This window comes from Sodalis endosymbiont of Henestaris halophilus (assembly GCF_900161835.1).
Lineage (GTDB): Bacteria > Pseudomonadota > Gammaproteobacteria > Enterobacterales > Enterobacteriaceae.
The window spans coordinates 488,708-510,997 of record NZ_LT897836.1; the positions used below are offsets into that span (position 1 = coordinate 488,708).

The window sequence follows — 22,290 nt, forward strand, 5'->3', positions numbered from 1 at the left end:
TTGCTACGCATTGACTTAGTAATTGATTAATCTGTTCCTCATCAGAAAGTAAAGGAGTTAGGTTCGTGTATTGCCTGTTGCGTTAGATACCCTTAGAGGAGGCAGTGTAAGTCGCAGTGTTATATAACCCAAAAGCGCCGCAGTCACTGACCCTAGTAAAATTCCCGCCTTTGCTAACACGCAGGCGATAGTTTCGGATTTTCCGAATGTCAGGTTTGCGATAAAGATCGACATCGTGAAACCGATACCACACAGCATCGCAACTGCTGCAATGTGGCGAAACGCAGTGTCATCAGGCAGTTTGGCTAGTTTGAGTTTTATCGCTACAGCGGTAAACAGTATTATCCCCATCGGTTTTCCGATTACCAAACTAGTGATGATCCCCCATGGTAAAAGTGAGAACCAATGCTCCTGACCCACGCTTTGCAGCGAGATGCCAGCATTGGTGAAAGCAAATAGAGGCAAAATTAAATACGCTACCCATGATTGTAGCCGGCGATTCAGAGTACGCGCTGGCGATACGTCGGTTACTGGTAGTGTGAGAGGTATAAGCCCTCCCACTATTACGCCGGAGAGTGTCGCATGTATGCCAGAAAGTAGGATACAACCCCAAAGTGCTGTTCCAAGTAGCAGGTAAAGTGCGATAGATCTGACGTTAGCTCTATTCATCAGCGTCATCATTCCGATGATTACGCCAGCAGCAGCTAGTACCCGAAGATTAAGCGTGCTGTTATAGCATAGTGCGATAATTAATGTTGCTATTAAATCATCAATGATCGCTAGTGCTAGCAGAAAAGCTTTTAGGCTAGTTGACACTCTTTTGCCCAGCAATTTCAATACACCGCCGGCAAAGGCGATATCGGTGGCGGTTGGAATTGCCCATCCAGCACGCAATAAAGGCGTGCTGCCCGTAATTAGACTATAAATAATTGCAGGCGCTACCATACCCCCAAGTGCGGCAATTGTAGGAAAGGATGCCCGGGATCGGCTATTGAGTGCACCCTTTAGCAGTTCATATTTTACTTCTAAACCAACAGACAAAAAAAATAACGCCATCAAGCCATCGTTAACGATTGATTGGACTGTCATATGCGAAGATTGGAGGCTACCGGTGTGTATAGGAAAATTAATGATACTTTCATATAGCGCACTGGTACCGGTATTAGCCATAATGAGAGCGGCAAGTGCGGCACCGAAAAGCAATAGGCAGCCGAAAGTCGGGTTGGTAACCATGCAGCGAAAAGACGAAGTGAACATAATGTTCCTAAATTTTGGCAGAAAGCGAGTTTATTCTATAGGTGGTGGCACGGGGCAGATACATAACTACCCTTACACTTGTGGTCACAAAAACTATAGGCATTTTGCCGTGGAATTCTAGGTTTTATCCTCGGGTTAAATCGTCAAAAAAATTTTTCACGCCGTCGATAAAGCTTTTCGAACGCGGACTGTTCTGAGCACCGCTCGGTCCACCCAAGCTTGTCTCCAGATCTCGCAGCAGTTGTTTCTGACGCTCATTTAGTTTAACGGGCGTTTCCACTACTACCCGGCACAGCAAATCGCCTTGTGATCCACCGCGCACGGATTTCACTCCTTTGCCGCGCATACGGAATAATTTACCGGTTTGTGTTTCAGCTGGTACTTTCAATTTGACACGGCCATTAAGAGTTGGCACTTCGATCTCGCCACCTAGAGCCGCCATGGCAAAGTTGATTGGCACTTCACAGTAAAGATTGTTTTCTTCACGTTCAAAAATAGGATGTTTACGCACTTGGACTTGTACGTAAAGATCCCCCGCAGGAGCTCCATGAGAGCCAGTGTCTCCCTCTCCCGTTAAACGGATGCGATCGCCTATATTCACTCCGGCCGGAATCTTTACCGACAGCGTCTTAGATTTATTTACCCGGCCGTGGCCATGACACTTAGCGCAAGAATCTTTTATTATTTTGCCTTGTCCTTGACAATTAGGACATGTTTGCTGTACGGTGAAGAAACCCTGTCGCATTTGTACTTGGCCTTGTCCGTGGCAAGTAGGACAGTTCATTGCTGATGTGCCAGGTTTTGCGCCACTGCCGTGGCAAACAACGCATTCTTCCCGTATCGGGATACGGATTTCGCGAGTTACACCCCTTACGGCCTCCTCCAGGGAAAGTTCCATGGTATAGCGTAAATCCGCGCCTTTTTGGGAGCTATGCCGCCGGCCACCACCAAAGATATCGCCAAAAACATCACCAAAAATATCACTAAAATCTGCCCCGCTTGCTCCGGCTCCTTGTTCAAAAGCTGCATGACCATATTGTTCGTAGGCGGCGCGCTTTTGCGGGTCGGTCAGCACTTCATAGGCTTCTTTAATCTCTTTAAATTTTGCTTCAGCTTCGGTATTACCTGGGTTGCGATCCGGGTGGAATTTCATTGCCAGGCGTTTATAGGCTTTTTTGATTTCAAGCTCTTCCGCGTTTCGGGAAACACCTAAAATCTCGTAGTAGTCTGATTTCGCCATCGTCGTTTTTCCTCCCTCAATATGCTTGCACGGACGTAGAGTATAGAAATTGACGTCCGTGCTTTTTGCCAGGCAGTGAACTATGTCCACTGTTGCTGTGCTTTACGCAGGGGGCGATTATTTTTTTTCTTTTACTTCTTCAAACTCGGCATCAACAACATTGTCTTCTGTTTTAGTGCTGCCATTCGTACTATTTTCGCTTGCTGCTTGAGACTTTTTCTGAATTACGTCTATAAGTTTTTCTGAAACCTGAATCAGCGTCTTCATTTTCGCTTCTATATCAGTTTTATCTTCGCCTTTTAGCGCGTTGTCCAGATTTTTTATTGCTTCTTCGATAACACTTTTGTCGTCCATCGGCAAGTTTTCGCCCGCCTCTTCTAGTTGTTTTCGAGTACTATGTAGCATATGATCGGCATGGTTACGAGTTTGCACTAATTCTTCAAACTTGCGGTCGGATTCGGCATTGGCTTCAGCTTCCTGTACCATCTTCTGAATTTCTTCTTCTTTCAGACCAGAAGAAGCTTTGATAGTAATTTTTTGTTCGTGGCCACTGTGCTTGTCCTTGGCGGAGACATGTAGAATACCGTCGGCGTCGATATCGAACGTCACTTCAATTTGTGGTGTGCCGCGCATGGCTGGAGCAATGCCGTCCAAGTTGAATTGACCCAGTGATTTGTTATCGCTGGCACGTTTACGTTCACCTTGCAGAACATGAATAGTAACGGCTGACTGGTTGTCTTCTGCAGTTGAGAAGATCTGACTGTGCTTGGTCGGGATAGTAGTGTTTTTAGCAATCAACGGCGTCATCACTCCACCCATGGTTTCAATACCCAACGATAGTGGGGTTACGTCCAGTAGTAGTACGTCTTTCACGTCACCAGCCAGTACTCCAGCCTGAACTGCGGCACCTATGGCAACCGCTTCGTCTGGGTTAACGTCTTTGCGCGGTTCTTTGCCAAAGAATTCGGTTACTTTCTTTTGCACAAGCGGCATACGACTCTGCCCACCTACCAGGATAACATCTTTTATGTCCGAAATAGACAATCCCGCATCCTTGAGTGCTACTTTTAGCGGGTCAAGAGTGCGATTTACTAACTCTTCTACTAATGATTCCAGTTTAGCACGGGTCACTTTTAGGTTCATATGTTTCGGACCAGAGCTGTCGGCCGTGATGTACGGCAGATTGACGTCGGTCTGTTGCGCAGAGGATAATTCGATCTTAGCTTTTTCAGCGGCTTCTTTCAGGCGCTGCATCGCTAGTGGATCGTTACGCAAATCGATACCTTGATCTTTCTTGAATTCATCTACAAGATAGTTGATCAGGCGACTGTCAAAATCCTCACCACCCAGATGGGTATCTCCGTTGGTCGCTAGCACTTCAAAAGTTTTTTCGCCATCTACATCGTCTATTTCGATAATCGAGATATCGAACGTACCACCTCCCAGATCGTAAACCGCTATGGTTCGATTTCCGGTTTCTTTATCTAAACCATACGCCAGAGCGGCTGCGGTCGGTTCGTTGATGATACGTTTAACATCAAGACCGGCAATTCGTCCCGCGTCTTTGGTCGCTTGGCGCTGCATATCATTAAAATAAGCTGGCACGGTAATAACCGCTTCAGTTACCGGTTGACTGAGATAATCTTCTGCAGTTTTTTTCATTTTCTTCAAGATTTCAGCGGAAATCTGCGGCGGTGCCATTTTCTGACCTTTGATTTCTAGCCAGGCGTCACCGTTGTTTGCTGAGATGATTTTGTACGGCATGATGCTGACATCACGCTGTACTTCTTTATCCTGGAACCGCCGACCGATTAGCCGCTTGATAGCGAATAATGTATTTTGCGGGTTAGTAATAGACTGACGTTTAGCCGGTTGGCCAACCAGAATTTCACCATCCTGCGTATAAGCAATAATGGAAGGAGTCGTACGATCGCCTTCACTGTTTTCAATTACACGAACTTTGCTGTTTTCAATAATTGCAATGCAGGAATTGGTCGTACCCAAGTCGATACCAATGATTTTTCCCATCTAAACATCTCCACTAAAAGTTTAATTTTGTTGTGGTTGTGACCCTGATATGCGGCCGAAAAAAAACTTTTTAAGTTTGCGCCGCCTAATTATTCCCAGTTTCAACAACATCAGATGCAAATAAGATGGGGTCACACTGCCCTGCATCAAGGGGGTAATAAAAAAAAATCTGCGATATATACTTTGCGTGTTTAATTTTTTGATACATTTACGCATAATATTATTTGTAATATACTATATAATATTAAATTGATAAGGATAACTGTCATGCTGATGACAGCAGAATGTAAATTTTTGACGCATGTATGTTGTGTCATAGCGCTAAACTTTGCCGCAATAGGTTTTTAAGCACGGCTATCCACATTATAGTTTTGCCCCTCCGCCAACGGTGAATTCTTAATGTTAGGCATTATTATTCGTCGCAGCTATAGTTGTTGGCTACTTCTGCTTGATTTAATTAAATCAAGCAACTTGTCTTCCCGTAGTTAAATATAATTGCAACCTAACTTTATATCACTGACTTGATAATTATGCTGTATTTTGCTACATGCTCTTCGTGTTCCTAGTTATCGCGAATCTTAGATCGATATTCATCAATGTTAACACGCAGTACAGGGATCAAGATAACTAGATCGGCGTGATATTGTTTTGTGCATTGTAAATATAATCATTATTTATATTACGCTACTGCAATATATCGTATGCGCTATTGTTGGGAAAAGAAAATGCTGCAGACCGGTATCGGTAGTTTTGGAAAAATAACAAACGACACAATGCCTATGTGTTTGCCAAAGAATTTAGTAGGGTTATCTAACTAACCTATAAATCAACACGATGTAGTAAACTAGATGACCAAACGTAACCGTGATAATTGTGTAGCAAATAGCATACGGCTCTTTCCTAGCATGTTACCTTTTATTATTGAGGCTATAGTTGGCCATCAAGATAACTACTGTAAAATTCTTACAGAAAGCAGCCAGTTTATTTATATGAATACAAAACCATTCCGTATAACGTTTCATACGAGAAAAGTAGAGTTGTAATAGCTAGTAGGTTAGAGGGAATTAAGTATATAAGAATAGCTACTAATTATCTAGGTAGAATCTTGGTGGCTATTTTAGTGGTTAGGGTGATTATAATCGATAATAACCGTATTGCTACTCGCAGTGCCATTTTAATAAAACAAGATAAGTAAGTCTACTTTTATTTACTTAAGTGAGTCTCGCCTTAGTTAGTGACGATAATGAATTTTAACTACTCAGAAATATTTATCGTAAAAGCAATTACCTTTTGCGCCAGGGCAACCATAAATGATCAAACCATAAATCAAATTAAGATGATGAATATAATTTCTTGCGATTATGATGTTTTAGATAGCCGTTATATGTAACTTACATACCTCGTAAGGAAGTATGTCAAAATATATCATGTCTTGTTAACTTTAATTCTGCCGCGATAAAATGTGTGCCTATTAAACAATAAGTCATATTTATCCTGTGTCTTTAGACGAATTTGTAGTTGAGTAGTTCAGTCGTCGACTACTTACTATATTTTGGTGGCTTTGGTTTCCAGATGGTTGTCATCCAGTTGTAAAATTGTATAGTAAGGTATTATTAGCGAATACATGCTGCACTTCGTATGTCGCAGATATTTTTCGCGCTGCATTTATCTGGCGCCATTAAACAGTGAGACCCCGAGTTTCGCTCATTTAGTGCCAAGAGATCTAAAGCGTGAATAAGTTAATTACAGGGGGTCTGTTTTAGTTACGTATTGATTGCTGGGCCATATAGTTAACATAACGCTGCTTCAATCACGTCCTGAAATGGATACCAGACTGATTTGACATATTTTATTAATGTGCTTCCTAGAACTAGGTTTGCGGAAGTACATTAATGTAGCCATAAAAATATCATATCAGAGAACGTAGCTTTTATTTAATTTGCTTTGATAGCGAGCAAGTCAGCAAGTGTGCGTTATAGCAATTCGTCCAGTATTTTTTCTAGTTTTTCCTGGTCAGCAGCGAAATCTCGGATGCCTTGCGCTAGTTTATCTACTGCCATAGGGTCTTGATGATGTTGCCAAAGAAATGCTGATTCCGTTAACTTTTCCGGACGCGATTTGACCTTACCTGTATAAGAAAGCTTGCGCTCTATATCACCTTCGCTGTTTTCTAGTTCTTTCAGCAATGCCGGCGCGATGGTGAGCCGATCGCAACCGGCTAGCGCCAAAATTTGGCCGGTGTTACGAAAACTGGCGCCCATAATAACGGTGTTATAACCGTATTCTTTATAATAGCGATAAATAGCAGTAACTGATGCTACGCCCGGATCTTCCTCAGGTATGAATGTTTGTTGTTCTCTGTTAGCCTTATGCCAGTCGAGAATGCGGCCGACGAATGGCGATATAAGATACACACCTGCTTCGGCGCATGCTCGCGCTTGGGCAAACGAAAATAGTAACGTCAAGTTACAATTAATCCCTATTTTTTCAAGTTGATCGGCGGCGCGAATGCTCTGCCATGTCGAGGCCATTTTTATTAAAATACGTTCATTTTTGATACCGGCATCGTTGAAAAGTTGAACCAATATTTTGGCTTTGGCGATGCTGGCCTCAGTGTCGTAGGAAAGTCGTGCATCAATTTCGGTGGATACACGGCCAGGTATTAGTTTCAGTATTTCTATGCCGATGTTGACTGCCAGGCGATCGGCGGCGTATGTTAGTTGTGCGGCCCTATCTTTGCTTTGGCCGCGTGCCCAGTATAGGGCGTCATCGATATAAATACGGTATTCCGGGATTTGGGCAGCATAAAGGATAAGTGAGGGGTTGGTAGTTGCATCTTGCGGATGATAACGTTTTATAGCTGCTATATCGCTCGTGTCAGCTACTATGGTAGTTATTTTACGCAATGAACTAAGTTTGTCCGTCATAATAATAGTCTCATATTGTCAGATACATAACTAAACTGGATGGTAATGGCAGTACAGGACCGGTATAATAGCATGAGTGTTCGAGAGTAAAATAGCTGGCTGCAGGTTTTATCTGTTTTACCTGTCGATTAAATTATAGGTAAAATAAGCAAAGCAACCTTAAAACACTCAGTGGTATGTTAAATAAAGAGAAAAATAAAAAACTGCTATGATATTGGTATAAAACCTTTTATAAATTTAATTATTACTTTGTCTGTTGTAGACTATACTACATTGTAGTTCGCATATTGCGCGCCAATATATCATCACCATCTTTAAGGTATTCAGCGATGCGTGGCATCGTAATTTCGGCATTATATAAGTTATATTATCTCTTTTATTTCCTGTATCAATTGTGATGATTTTATGGGCTGTGTGTTATAGCACATTTATTCCGCGTGAACCGATTCTATCTTTTAGATACGACTAGCGGCGGTGATTGGCATAGCTATGTCGCCTTTGCGTAATAGACCCTCCGGATAAGCTTTTACACAATGCGCAACGTCTGAAAAGTAACACTATGTGGCATGGACAGCGCATAGTGCCGCAAATGCAAGGCTACCTTGGTCTGAATTATGAAACTATTATCCTTTTTGATTGGCGGACTATGATTACTTTTCAGTGCCGTGGTAGACTAATGCGATCATGTTGTATGTGTAGCAATCTTCGGCATACCCTCACTTATCTTTTGCATCGAAGATTTTTAGAGATTACATTGATGTATATATTCTCAAGATTAATGTACTCTAGTTTTGCTCACCATATTTAGCTAATAATTACGATCGTGATCGTACCATAGGCAGATATTCTGCCGACCATTATATATTATCAGAAATGTTATTACGAATGAATTTTAATTCAGCTTCGGGACTCCCCGCGATGAAAACAACTAACGACAGCATCCTCCCGAGTTTGCAAAAATCTACTGAAGCTACATAATTAAAACCCATCGTCAGTTATTATGATACATAATACTATAATGTTTGTTTTTTGACAATACCGCTGTATTGGTTGTGTTCTTATAATTTACGGATTATTCGTCATGATACACATCTTAAATTATTGCCTAGTCCAGCAGGAGGGGGCTTATAGACTTGCGCTGATATCTGTCTTGAGTTCGTTTAGACATATTTATAGTTGTCATCGATAGATTAGCTAATTTTGACGCCGCCTGCTTACAAACCTATTAAACGCTGTTGACTCTGAACTAATACGCGATGTTTGATATTAAACATCAAAAATTTATCTATATCCGCCTGTTAGTTTTCAGCTAAGCATGCTTTGATTTTACACAGTGCTACCTTTAAATTTTGTTAAGACAAGTCAGGGCCTCATTGTGCCACCTAGATTTGATGCAACCCAGCGGGTAGGAAATGGTTAATCACCTAGCAAACATCTAACCGGGTGTTATTTGTATCTCTAATTGAGCATCGCGTTGCCTGATAAATTTAATTATATGCTTGCAGAACAAGGCGAGTGATATGCTGATCAAGCTAACTCAACAACAAGTATTTCCATATGAAACAATGCGATAAGCATTGACTGGCTGGTTGTCCAGTCATTATTCTTTTATTAAACGGTTAGTAAAAAGTGATTAGTGTAATGCCCCGCAATCTTGCGGCAAGATGACTAATTTGTTAACATCAACATATCGATGCAATTTGCGTGCTTGCACGTGTTCCATGTTAGTATTTATCTGTTTTTAAATTTTTTATCGTCAAGTTAACTGCGTGAATATTCTTCAAACTAACGCAGCAGGTTGATTGGTTTGGCAGTATGCGGATACTGGAAGCTGTTGCTTTTTTATTTGCCGATGAGTTAATGTAGACTTCGATCGAAATCATAGTATACCAGATTTCTTTGAACTTGATTAGGTGTGCGGGGGCTGAGGAAAAATCAAACTGTTTAGTTTTGGCCATAAGATATCGTTCAATTGTCGCTGAACGTCTACAGTTATTTATTTTTCTGCTAAGAAAAATTCTTTTGCCCGTAGTCAATGATTAAGAGGGTTGCTTTCTATCGTATGCGATAGCACGGTTGCGTTATAGTTTAGCAGCCATTTACCGCTGGTCGGCGCTGCAATAACAAAATGGTTTATTATCCGCAGTATATATCTACGAGATCAATTAAAATAGTAGCTGGTTGCGCTAGCAAGCGATTAGTTTTTGATAAACTGCGCAAATAGTTATCCCCGGGCAGCCGTTTTAACTATTTTGAGTCAAAAACTAATTATGGGCCGCCCCCGTTAAGGATAGAACCCCTTGCTTAACGCACTAGTGTTACTATTGCATGCCTTGTGCGCCCAAAATGTTCTAAAAAAAAGTAAACTTTTTACTATAGGAGAAAAACATCACTACCTATGTATTCTTTTTTCTTTAAAAAACTTTCGTCGCCGCGGTTATCCCCTATCCTAAACTCAGAGCTTTAAATTCAAGGTGGCCACTATGACACAACTTCTACGATAATTTATCTATGATATAGTCCTATGAAATACGTGAGCTTTAGCTCAAAATATTTATATGTAGCAACTAGTTTATATCAGTTCTGGTGAGATGCGAGTTAATCTATGTGAAATGAGCTTCTAACTAAAGTCATTGCCATGGCCTTGTGTAAAATTGTTTGGGTGAATTTTGCCCCTTCGTTGTATTACTTTGATTTGCATATTTTATAATTTAATCAGTCATTATAAATGTTATCAGCCGTATTCGGGCTGAAATATAAATATAAAATCTTTATCTTTTTTGTTCTGCATGTATTACTGAGCCTATGCTAGATAATTTAGTCAACAACTTGCACAGCGGTAAGCTGATGAGCTTATATCTTAAAAGTATTAGCTTTACACGTCAGAGATACCACTAGGTCAGTTAGAGGTGATGAAGACAGTAAACTTTTAGAGATACAATAAAGTCAGGAAATAACATCTTGCATTAGTTTAGTTGTTAGTGATAGCTGCTAAATATAATAGGTTTACACAAAGATCTTCAGGTAGTAGCTATGACTGATGTATAAAGCCTTAGTCGAAGTTATCACTAAGATATGGTTAACTTGTAAGAAAAATTTATACTTTGCCATTGGCTTTAAATCTTTCTAACAGCACTGGCTTGGACATCCATGTAAGTTTACTTAAGCGTATATTTTTCCTCTGTTCCTTTCTCCTTGATTCCCTTCTCGCACGATAGGAATAGAATTGGCAGCTTATTTGCACCCTTTATATCTGAAAAATGTTGCGCTAGTCGGGTTAAATGTATCCTTTGATTTACGTCAAAGGCATGTTAACCCACCGCGTATATCTCTGCATCAAAAGTGCATCATAAATAAATCACAATGAGTTTGGAAAGGCTACAGGAAACCTGATTAACTTGTTGCAACTATTATTACTTTTATAAATGGTTGATTAACCGTAACAGCTAACAAAAATATTTTTGGCATAAAGAAATTTATGGCTTTAGGCTTATGCAACAGGCAGTTACGAATAATAATTCATTAGGACGTGCGGTATTAATTTGTTTATACGGCGTCACTTATCAAAGCTCTCTACTAGGAAATGCATATATACTAATTTGTCGATTGCTTTATTTTTGCGCTTGCTGAATTAATGCTCTGCAGAGATTAAACAGCTCGCGTAACTCGATTATGGCCCCCTCACTGCTAGTTAGTTAGATCTACATCGTGTAACATTGTGTTAGCAGATCGCGCTAATAGACCATTTTAAATATTTGCAATTCAGTATATTTATTCTTTAGTTACGTGTGATGTTGCTAGTTGATTCGATCAATATGACATGGCGGAAGCCGATGACAAAAATCAATGTCTTTGTTTAATATTTGAACAGCATCTGATGTGCAACCCTTACACCAGTGGTGGTGCTGTGATTGTCTACCACCACCGAGATGGAGCGCTCGGAAGATCCTTGGGCAATAGCTATGATGTTGATATTAGCTCGTGCTAGCGCCGTAAACAGTTTGGCAGACAAACCACGCTGCGTGCGCATCCCGTCGCCGACCACTGAAATGATCGCTAGACGAGAAATTACATCTAGTGGCTCTAACAGGCCGTTTTTTAGTTCCAAGTGGAACTCTTCCTCCAGCGCCCGGCTAGCGCCTGCCAACTCATGTTGCGGGACGCAAAAACTGATGCTGTACTCCGACGAGGATTGCGTAATTAACACCACGGAACTACCGGCACGTGACATAGCCGCAAAAACCCTAGCTGCCATGCCGATCATGCCTTTCATTCCCGGGCCAGAAACGTTGATCATCGCCATGTTATTCAGATGCGTGATGCCTTTTACTGGATGACCTTTCTCTCCGCTTACGGGTCCAATTAATGTGCCGGGAGCATTAGGATTTGTAGTATTTTTGATAAGGCATGGAATTTGAAACTGCGCTATAGGTACGATAGTACGAGGATGGAGAACTTTTGCACCAAAGTAGGAAAGCTCCATTGCTTCCTGATAGGAAAGCTGACTTAGTAAACGCGCATCAGGCACTTGATGGGGATCGCAGGTATAAACACCATCTACATCTGTCCATATTTCGCAAGAATCTGCGCGTAGACAGGCAGCCAGAACTGCTGCGGAGTAATCAGATCCATTGCGGCCTAGTACCACCAGTTCACCGCGCTCGTTACCGGCGATAAAGCCAGCCATCAGAATAATATGATCCTCGGGGATCAGAGTATCGTTAATGCGCCGAGTTGACTCGGCGATATCAACCGTCGATTCCAGATACCCTCCACTTTGCGCCAATAGTTTTTTTACCGGGTCGATAACCGTTACGTTAAAACCTCGCGCGCGCAATAGCACATCCATAAGAGCTATGGAGAGTTTCTCGCCGCGACTGATGATTACAGCATAAACGCTATCCGGACAATATTTTAGTAACGAAATTCCGTGCAGTAACTGTTTGAGCTGAGCAAACTCCTGCTCCACTTTAATACTCAGTATAGAGTGCTCAAACCCTGGCTGCTCGGCAACCAATTCGTCTAACAAATGGGCAAATATTCGTTCGGCATCAAGAACATTTGATTGGATGTCAATGCCTTTTAACGTTCTTTCTATCATCATGGCCATGTGATTGGTGATTTTGGCTGGTGCGGATAATACTGCCGCCACCTGTCCTGCTCGGCTATTACTCTCAAGTATATCGGCGACACGAATAAAGCATTTTGCATTGGCTATGGAGGTGCCGCCAAATTTTAGTACTCGCATTTTATCTTATCTCCTTAATTTAAACTTAGAAAGATAGTATTATCAAGGTATTATCTTTTCTGTATTTCTGTTTGTGTCATGCATTTTGTTATCTCTGGTGTATTAGTGTTGGTAAAATTGTGGCATAGTTAAAATAGCTATGCATGATGTTTGATATTATTAATTTTGTTTTATTAATAGCCTATTGGTTAAATAATCAGATAGTAAAGTCAATGAATATCTGCTTTTGCTTGCCAACGGAACATCCTAAGCTTAATCGGCTAATATCTTTCCGCACTTTATGGCTGTGCGTCTGTTAATGATTAATAATCGACAAGCATTTAACTTACATACTAATTGTTATCACAATTATGGTAGAAGTTACGGCAGATTTTTGCCGTTAGTTTTTAACTATATCCTCACTGTGAGGAACGTATATTGTAACTCAGGTTTGAGTACACCGTACGCAGTCAATTCGTTAAGCCATGATTAGCTTACTTAGTAATTTCGTTTTTTTTAAGATGTTGTGGCGCATGAAAATTACTGGTAGTGTACGAACAATTATCACTATTACTTTTACAAGCTTAGTGCTTTTATAGCAATTCACTTAATTAGCACCTGAGAGGCTGTTTATAATATTTCAATTAAAGTGCACTATCAGATTAAAATACATAAGTCAATGATATATACAGTACGTGAATTATTGGTTATCTAAGTTGTTGTGTTGTCTATCTAAGTAGCATTAATACTGTAATTTATTTTGATAAATGTTAGTGAAATAATGTTTTCTTGAGTGATAAATTATATTGTTGTTATTGTGTTTAGTATGAGAGATAATGTTTGGTGTGCAAAACATGCATCGCCAGTAACCTTATTTATCATGATATATTGCGTTAAATAGTTAAAAACTTAAACTTTATTTTTTTGCGTCACGTCAAGGACGCAAAAAGCATAATTAACTATTTTAATTTAAAATTAATGATTTGTAACAAAATGTAGATACTAAACATTGTTATATCTAAATAAAAGTCAATTACCTGCAATATGTCAAAATTATTTTTAAGTTGATGCCTATATAATTAATATAGATGTTAATTACACTTATGTGTAATACTGGTTAGTAGTATGATACTTATTTTATAATAGTTAATGTTAACAAACATAGTTAAGTATACTAATATCGTTTAGTTTTACTAAACTCATTACTAAATTCACAAACTTGTAATACAACTATCGTAGATAGTTATATTTATTAAGTTGTTAACTCCGGGTTATGCATTATATGCGTGTAATTTGTTATCTTGTATAACAAATCTAAGCAGTGCTTTAACGTAGTTGAAATTAATAAATATACAAGATTAACGTATACAGGCTTAATATTAATCGCTGTTAGTTGTACTTACCTTTCTCCTTCAGAAAGGTTATGAGCGTCAATGTATAAAAATGCTGTTTGTGCTGATCTTTGTGAAAACATCAACGGGATGAAATCTTGCACTGAGTTATTAGTACAATGATTAAACTCCAGATTTTGGTTTACGACTATAACTTAGATGTTATCAACATCTGTTTCATTCGTAAATATTTTAAAATCGACTCCGGATCTGTGCTTTAATATCATAGCTACCGTTCACGGTTATAGTATCGTTTCTGCAGTTATTTAGAAGCATAAAAATATTATCGAGATGATAAACGCTGTAGCGTACCCAATGTTTAACGCGCATAGTTAGAAAATCTTCTATTAATCACTCAAGTGATTCCCGTTATGAGCGAATATTTTGTAGATTATAGTCCTATCCGAGATAGTGACGTCTTAGTCTCACATACTTTGTTGAATAAGACAATTATAGATGTGATTTGCTTTAAAACAATAAGTACTATGTACTTATATTTTAACAATTTTTTTATTTCTACCTTTCACTATTCAATAGCTGCTATAAATAGGAAATATATTTAAATTTTTTGTGATTAAAATCAGACAATTATTATTGTCTTTAAGCGCTTTAAAATCAGCTATAGTGTATATATTTGAAATATGAAGCTGCTACAGCAGCTGTACTGATAGTTATTTTAATTTTTGCCCATAGTAAAATATGCTTTTACAAAATTGCTGTATTAAAAGTTGTTTTCATTCAGTCTAGTCATCTTTGATATTAACGGTATAGAGGAGATGGGGAATAACAGGTCAAATCATGGGCACTGAGGTATTGTTAAATACTTTCATCATGATTTATGATGAGAGACGAATAAATTTAATCCAGCATCGATAGCACTAATCTTGTTGTCTAAGAGGCTATACCTATGTAGAAAGCTGAGCGCATTAGAATGAATTTTTATTCAATATCTCGATGTGATTTATTGTAGCCCAATTAATATTAACTGGCAATAATAAAATTATAAATTTTGCAAATTTGTTAGCCTAAATATTTCTATATGGCTGGTATTTACTAAATATTGACTTGTTGAGACTATTTTTAGTCTCAATAAATAGTTATCCGCGTTTGTAAGAAATTATTTATCTAAACACGCTCTCTGTATAGACACAAAAAATAGAATGCCAATGGCATATTTTGCTGACTTTGTCTGAAATAGAGCGCGTTTCCCAGGAAAATACAAAGATCTGGTTCCAAACTAGGGGAACTCAAGCTAGATTATACCTAGCTTCTTATGTGGAGCGGTTTAGCAACTTTTGTGCTAATTTTGAAAATTAATTTCCAGCTATGAAATCTCTAAGAAAATAATATTTCAAGAATAACAAATAGATACCCATGACCCTTGATAGTATAGATCATACACGTTATTATCTAGGGAATAAAGATGACTAGACAATATTTTACATTATCGTCATTGCGCCGCCGCAATTAGAAATAATAATGTTTGCAATATAACGTACTTCATTTACTTATTCCCATAAGTAACAATATAAATCCGCAACAGACTTTTTATTAAAAAAAGTGAAAAACGAGAGGTAACAAACACTACATTAAATATAATTACTGTTGCCTACAACCGTACATGATCAAGATTATTTAGAATGCTTGTTGTGAACCGTCTGGTTCGGATAATTGCTGAATGCGAACTTTGATGTTGGCATTTGTTTTTACCCTAACTGTTAAGCGATCATCATGCTAGCAGGGGACTCCCGTAATCTAGTTTTTGGCAGTCCCCCTTCAGGTTAACCTAAGAAAGACTTGTAGGTCGGTATAGAGGATGACGTTAAAGATAATACAAACCTACGAGTTAAATTGTGCCCTAACAATTTAATGTTACTTGATAACATTTGAATATAATAATAAAATGACAAGATAAATAGTCTTATAATAGCATAATAAAACGGTATTACGGAGATTCGTCCCATTAATATCATCATTAGTGGTGTTAATGGAAGGTTGCCTAACGTACATCAGTTTGCACAACACAAAGTTATTTACTCTTGTCATTTTTTTATAACTAGATACTTAAGGAATCACACCGTGTTCATAATCCGTGGAACTAAACAGACGTATTTATAAAATATTGCATTGTAGTATGCTGTTTTAAATTCGGCAGGAGCGGATTACAGACCCATTAAATCTTCGGGTAATAGTTGCGATACTAAGTTTAAAGCTAATATTTTTAACCATGCTAGGCATTAATAATGAGGATATGCGATGTCAGCTATTGTTTTCAAGCGATAAACTATTGGCTATGTCGGGGCTCATATTGTTAACGATGTTAATTAGAATATTTTAAGAATAAAAATCTAAGGTGTAACAGATAAGTTATTAGAATAAACGTGTATTAAGCTATATTTATTTCTGAATGTGACATATTGCTTAACTGGTTGCGGTTTAACATACAGATGACGCATCTGTGTGGTGCTTGGCAGTAATCAGATCAGGATAACGTGGCATCGATTAACGCATATTATTTCAAGTGTTCTCTTAACTGAAACCATATAATAACCAAGATGTAACTCTGGCTAAGTTTTCATAGTTGATCTTTTTACGAAACTTTTGAGAGCCGGGCAATATAAATTAAGCTTTTAAGATAACACACAAATTGTCGGTGCTCATAATCTGTAATATTAAGTGCAATTATTGTTGCAAAACTTAAAATAGCGATAGCTGTTCCTATTATATCCGATTGCGACTGGTTACCCGTGTGATGTACTTGATACATTAATTATTTTATGTTTTAATACATCATGTTGTATTTCTTTGGGTAAATGATTATCATTTACTACAACCTAACTCGGTATTGCGTACCTGTATTATACCCAGGAAATTGTAGTGTGCAACATTGGTAACGATGTTGCGTGGGAAAGTTTATATGTTACATTTGTTTCTATCACCTGACTAGTAAAATTGGTTGAGTTCATGCTGTGAGTGAGAAATATATCAATACTTAGGGTGATTCTGTAAAATTGTTGATGCATTTCTATTAAGTGGAAAATTCTGTCCAGTAACTGCGATAGAATTATTACTCAGGCTCATATTAATATTTTATTGTTTACCTTATTTGTTTAACCAGATATCTCTGCCACTGTCCTCTTCTTCGTTGCTGGTGTCATATTTCACGTAAAAAACGTGAAAATGGCTGAGCTCAAATAGTGACAGTGCCCTGAAAGTTATAGACATATCAATCCTGGATATTATCGGTTCGTTAACATGTTGGGGTCCATGTCTGATTAACCTAAATAAAGTAATTGACTTGATCTTGAATTTTCTAAGAGATCTGTAAATATAGTTGTTTAGCTATAGAAAGCTATAACGAATAGTAACTCTAGGTGAGAGCAAGTACGTCATGAATATCCATTTGATTAAAATTTCTTGATAGCTAACATCAATTTTGTTGATGGCGAGTTTACCTTATCAAACCTATAAAATATTTTTCTCAGCCAGCACAGACAAAGTTATCATCTAGATTTTCACGATTTGAAATCTCCATGGAGCTATTTTCCTTATTTAATTGTTTTATTTTACCAAAAAAGAATGTCAGCACTTTAGTTTCTAACGTGCTGATCAATTTAGTTGGTTACGATTGTTATCGTGATAACTGCAGTATTACTTTACGTTAAACAACGTACAGTAGATATCGGTAAATCAGTTTCTTAGCAATATAAATAAAAATACAACCCTGTAAAGATAGTTTTATCGATCAATTTAATATTGATATTTATCAATAAGTTAAAATTACTGTATTATGTTAGTTATTCAATGTCAAAGACATTGATTAAGAAATTTACGTAGATGAGTTATACAGCCGCGAACGTGCTAAGTTCATGTCATACGTCAAACCTGTTCTTATTACTTGATGGGCATACAGTAAATGATAATTGACGTTTAATATAATGAAGAATCTATACAATACTCAAGCACTTTTTATCCTTCCCCTAGCCAATAAGCAGTTTGGGTGGCATTTAACTGAATATAATCATCATTATGTTTTAGTTGTTAGCAAGAGAGTAAAGATAGGTGGCGAATTTACCGCACGCACTATAGCACCGTATGCGCAGCTTTCGCTGCGCAACTACCATGTATACTTATCTGAATTAAGTTGATGCTCGTCGAGCGTAGTTCTTTTGCTAAGCGATCAGGAAATTTGTTTGGTGTTTTCTTTGTACCAACACATTAAAATATTTTTTTTTGGCGGGTTAGCGCTGGCCACGTGACGTAGATTTTTATACCACCGGCGTTGAGGTTGCTACACCCTTTTGTTTTGTTAGCGCTAGAAGCTATATGATTGTAAACATGCGCATTATTCTCTGAATGGTTTGTCCAAGCTTGATACATAAAACCCTAGGAATTATTGCAAATCTTCAGTGCTTTTAGCGGTTATAAAACTCAAATACAGTTTGTCACCCCTAAATTAGGTGAAAATATAAGTTATTAGAGATCATTGCGACATACTCATTAAGGTTTTGTAATTTTGTCAATTGGGTTAGGTTAAACATAAGTTATGAATCCTCTTGCACCCTCCGAAGAATATCGGAATTAGATTTTTGATGTTAACGACATCGTGAGAGGAATGATGGCGCAATCTATTTGTCTGTGCCATGGCTGTTAATTGTGGACGTTTGCTATCTGTGCTTTAACACTCGTCAATTTAGCGATTGAATCCATGTGCTCATATGCATCAATGTAGAGAACATGGCCTCCTTATAATCAAGCAGTGCCAATGTGTACAACACTGGGGTGTGACTGCAGGGACGATATTTAAGGCTAATTTGTATAAATTAGCCTCATTGTGCGCACTAATATTAAAACAAGCTTTGTTGATCCAAAAAAAATTTAGTACATAAGGAAACGGTATAACTTGTTTAATAATTGCATGGAATCGATCTTATCGATTCTTCATTAAAAAGACAATCAGGGTTATACTGTAGTTTCCTTGGGCATCTTACAGTAAATCATATTATTAAAATTTTTATTTCTGTGAATTAATAACTAGTTGTTGTTAGCAACGCGTAATAATTGATTTTATGACCGCCTATTTTTGCAAGATTAGGGTTTAAAAAAGAAAGAGATTTGTATCTTTCCTTACATTTATATTTTATATATACCACACATTTATAGTGTTGATCGGCTTCTTTATTTTAGTTATTGTATTCTGGGACGTGGCTTACCTTATCTTGAGTATAAGGTGACTGCGCGGTGCGATTGAAATACGTATCAGATACGCTAATGTGTATACGGATTATTACTAATAATCAATTGGGATCAGCAATAATGACCAAACATGCCTATAATAATGCGGTTATACAATCTTTTCTGAATCGTCTAAAGGGTAATAGCCGGAGTGTTATGCCGATATTTATAACATATAATATGTACGGTAGTTGTATGGTCCAATCGAACTAAAATATCAGCCGTTTACATTATACTGTATGGCGTAAGTCAATACAGTGGGCGTATAGCTTCTTTAATTATTAAAGTTGTGAATAATCACATATAAGAATCAGGTCAATTTAATACATGTGATGCTTTCTAACTACGTGTTAGAGAAGAAACCTCAATGAATAAATTATATGACTAACTTATTGCGTTCAATTCTGCTATCTTTCGCTATTTGTATCAATAGGTTATACACATGCATTGTCTTGTAACTTACATATCCTGGTAGTGGTTCCATAATGGAAAGGCATTATCTCAGGGGATGGTCGTAGGCGCGGATTGAGCGCACGTCGCTCAATAATACAGACCATATCATGACTGCACTTATGTTTGTTGGACATTGTTTAGTGATCTGCTGCACTTAAGGCTTTTCCGTTTACAACATAATTGCAAACAGTGCAATTTGTCAGCGCTTGTGTTAAATTCTCCCAGCCACATTATATAACTCGATTGTTGTATTTCTACCTCCATACTTAATTTTCTAAGTATGTCAAAAATCTGCTGATTGATGGTATAAGAACAAGATCAGTGGAGAAAATATTGTTTAGTTATGCCAGGATTCTGGTGGTTTGAGCTGTATATTTCGCACTGTGCGTTATACGAAAATTGGTGATGACAGCAAAATTGTGATCATTAAAGCGTATGCGGTTTATTGTTAACTTATTATTGGAGCTCATGCTGATAAACAATATCCCTTATATTCATGTCGTTTCTGATCGCACTAAAACATCTTACGCGAATAATTTATTTCACGTCAAAATCGGTAATTAGTTTTTATCATACATTGATCAGGTACAGGATGCCTATTTTATGTGTTTTTTATTTTATAGTATAATTGCTACTATAGCCTAGTATACCACTTACCTGGTTAAAATGCCTTGCATCAAAAAAAAGTGTTTGCAACATGTTACATTCCTGATTGTTTGCCTAGCACGATCTACATTATGGCTTCGCCATAATTCATTGCCGATAAGCCAAAATAACGCGCCACTGTTTGACTAATATCGGCGAAAGTTGTTCGATGACCGTAAAAACCTGGATTTACTTTAGGTCCGTAGATCAGCACCGGCACATGTTCCCGTGTATGATCGGTTCCGTGCCAAGTCGGATCACATCCGTGATCAGCAGTAATAATCAATACATCATTATTTTTTACTTGCGACATTAGCTCTGGCAGACGGTAGTCAAATAGCTCTAGCGCCGTCGCGTAACCGATAACATCTCGCCTGTGACCGTAATTAGAATCAAAGTCAACAAAATTGGTGAACACCAGAGTATTATCTCTTGCCGCGTTCATTTCCTGCACCGTTGCTTCGAATAAAGCATCAAAGCCGGTAGCCCTCACCTTTTTACTTATGCCTACCTGGGCATAAATATCGGCAATTTTTCCTACCGATACTACTGTCCCTTGCTTTTCTTCTACCAGTTTTTGCAAGACGGTGTCGGAGGTCGGCAGCATCGACAAATCGTATCGATTTCCGGTTCGCTCAAATCGTCCGGCTTTCGCGCCGATGAAGGGCCGGGCGATAACGCGGCCTATGTTGTAACCACCGTCAATAAGAATCTCACGGGCTATATTGCATAAATAATATAAACGTTTCAGTCCGAAAGTTTCTTCATGGCAGGCTACTTGAAATACCGAATCTGTCGATGTGTAAAAAATTGGCTTTCCGGTGTGCATATGTTCTTCTCCAAATTGATCGATAATAATCGTTCCTGAAGCGTGGCAGTTACCAAGAAAGCCCGTTAAGTCCGCACGGGTGACCAGTTCTTTAAGCAACACTTGCGGAAAGCTGTTTTCTTTTTTCGGAAAATAGCCCCAATTGAACAACACTGGCACGCCCGCTATTTCCCAATGTCCCGATTGCGTATCTTTACCGGAACTAATCTCGCTGGCATAGGCGTATGCGCCAATGATTTCAGCTTGTTTATTTAATCCTGGGGGGGAACGGCCAGTAGATTGTTCAGCAGCTTTAGCTAATCCTAGACTTGTTAGATGAGGAATCTTCAATGGTCCGCTTCGCTTGTGATTTGCTGCACCACGTTCACAGTATGTAGCAATATGCCCCAGGGTATCAGACCCGCGATCGCCGAATTTGTCGGCATCCTCAGCGCCACCGATACCCAATGAATCCAAGACTATGATAAATGCGCGTTGCATAATGGTTCTCCTTTTACGACTAAATGCTTTTTTAGCCTCTAAGCTTCCGCCGTGTTTTTTGAATGGGGTGGTTACGTTACGACACAGCGAGCTTACGTCTAATAATGTTCCTGGTAGATATAACGGCCATGGCGGCGGATAAACCTGGCCCCTGGGGAAAACCTCCAAAAATATCTTGTTCACCAGTGCTATCGCTTACCTTGACGCGTTGATCAACTAATAAATATAGCTTCGTTCGTAAGTTGTTTCGCCTCAGTAAAAGTTGTTTATTAGCTAAATCTAATTCACTATTTCTAATATTAAGGAGTAGCGTAGATGCATTTATTTGCGGGGAGCAGCTTCATTAGTTTGACTAATAATCGGGTTAACACACCAGTAGTGCTAGTATTATATACTACTGCCTACGGCTTAACTTTTCTCGACGCTAGTAATGCTTATGACCTAAATCTTGCATCGCAAGTATTAGTTCCCCGTGTGCTTATGCAGGTTTATATTGTAAAAAAATGATCGGTGCTAGCGTATAAAATTTGTCTTTTGAGCTAGTATTTTTTCGTACCCCACTAACGGAAATTAAATTT

6 protein-coding genes and 1 pseudogene are annotated in these 22,290 nt (G+C 38.5%); all 7 read right to left on the reverse strand.

The genetic code is table 11. The features are described from left to right. Window positions 1-57 precede the first annotated feature (57 nt). The 7 genes and pseudogenes from nhaA to HBA_RS01100 all read right to left on the reverse strand — a co-directional run bounded on the left by nhaA (window position 58) and on the right by HBA_RS01100 (window position 21,712). The gene (gene nhaA / locus HBA_RS01075) at window positions 58-1,257 is read right to left on the reverse strand and encodes a Na+/H+ antiporter NhaA (protein WP_097032211.1); all 1,200 of its coding nucleotides are present in this window, start codon (window positions 1,255-1,257) and stop codon (window positions 58-60) included. Window positions 1,258-1,381: 124 nt separating this feature from the next. Further along, window positions 1,382-2,497, reverse strand: coding sequence for a molecular chaperone DnaJ (gene dnaJ / locus HBA_RS01080; RefSeq protein ID WP_097032212.1), 1,116 nt, complete (start codon window positions 2,495-2,497; stop codon window positions 1,382-1,384). Between the two features lie 117 nt (window positions 2,498-2,614). Then, the gene (dnaK, locus tag HBA_RS01085; protein WP_097032213.1) at window positions 2,615-4,525 is read right to left on the reverse strand and encodes a molecular chaperone DnaK; all 1,911 of its coding nucleotides are present in this window, start codon (window positions 4,523-4,525) and stop codon (window positions 2,615-2,617) included. Between the two features lie 1,973 nt (window positions 4,526-6,498). After that, window positions 6,499-7,452 carry a transaldolase gene (tal, locus tag HBA_RS01090; protein ID WP_097032214.1) on the reverse strand — a complete coding sequence of 318 codons (954 nt, stop codon included), beginning with the start codon at window positions 7,450-7,452 and terminating at the stop codon, window positions 6,499-6,501. Window positions 7,453-11,317: 3,865 nt separating this feature from the next. Next, window positions 11,318-12,700, reverse strand: a pseudogene (locus HBA_RS01095) (aspartate kinase); the annotation flags it as partial. A gap of 4,472 nt (window positions 12,701-17,172) precedes the next feature. Next, window positions 17,173-17,295, reverse strand: coding sequence for a hypothetical protein (locus tag HBA_RS03570; RefSeq protein ID WP_457920932.1), 123 nt, complete (start codon window positions 17,293-17,295; stop codon window positions 17,173-17,175). A 3,193-nt stretch (window positions 17,296-20,488) separates the two neighbouring features. Beyond that, on the reverse strand, window positions 20,489-21,712 hold the full coding sequence (locus tag HBA_RS01100; RefSeq protein WP_097032215.1) for a phosphopentomutase: 1,224 nt from the start codon (window positions 21,710-21,712) through the stop codon (window positions 20,489-20,491). Window positions 21,713-22,290: the final 578 nt, after the last annotated feature.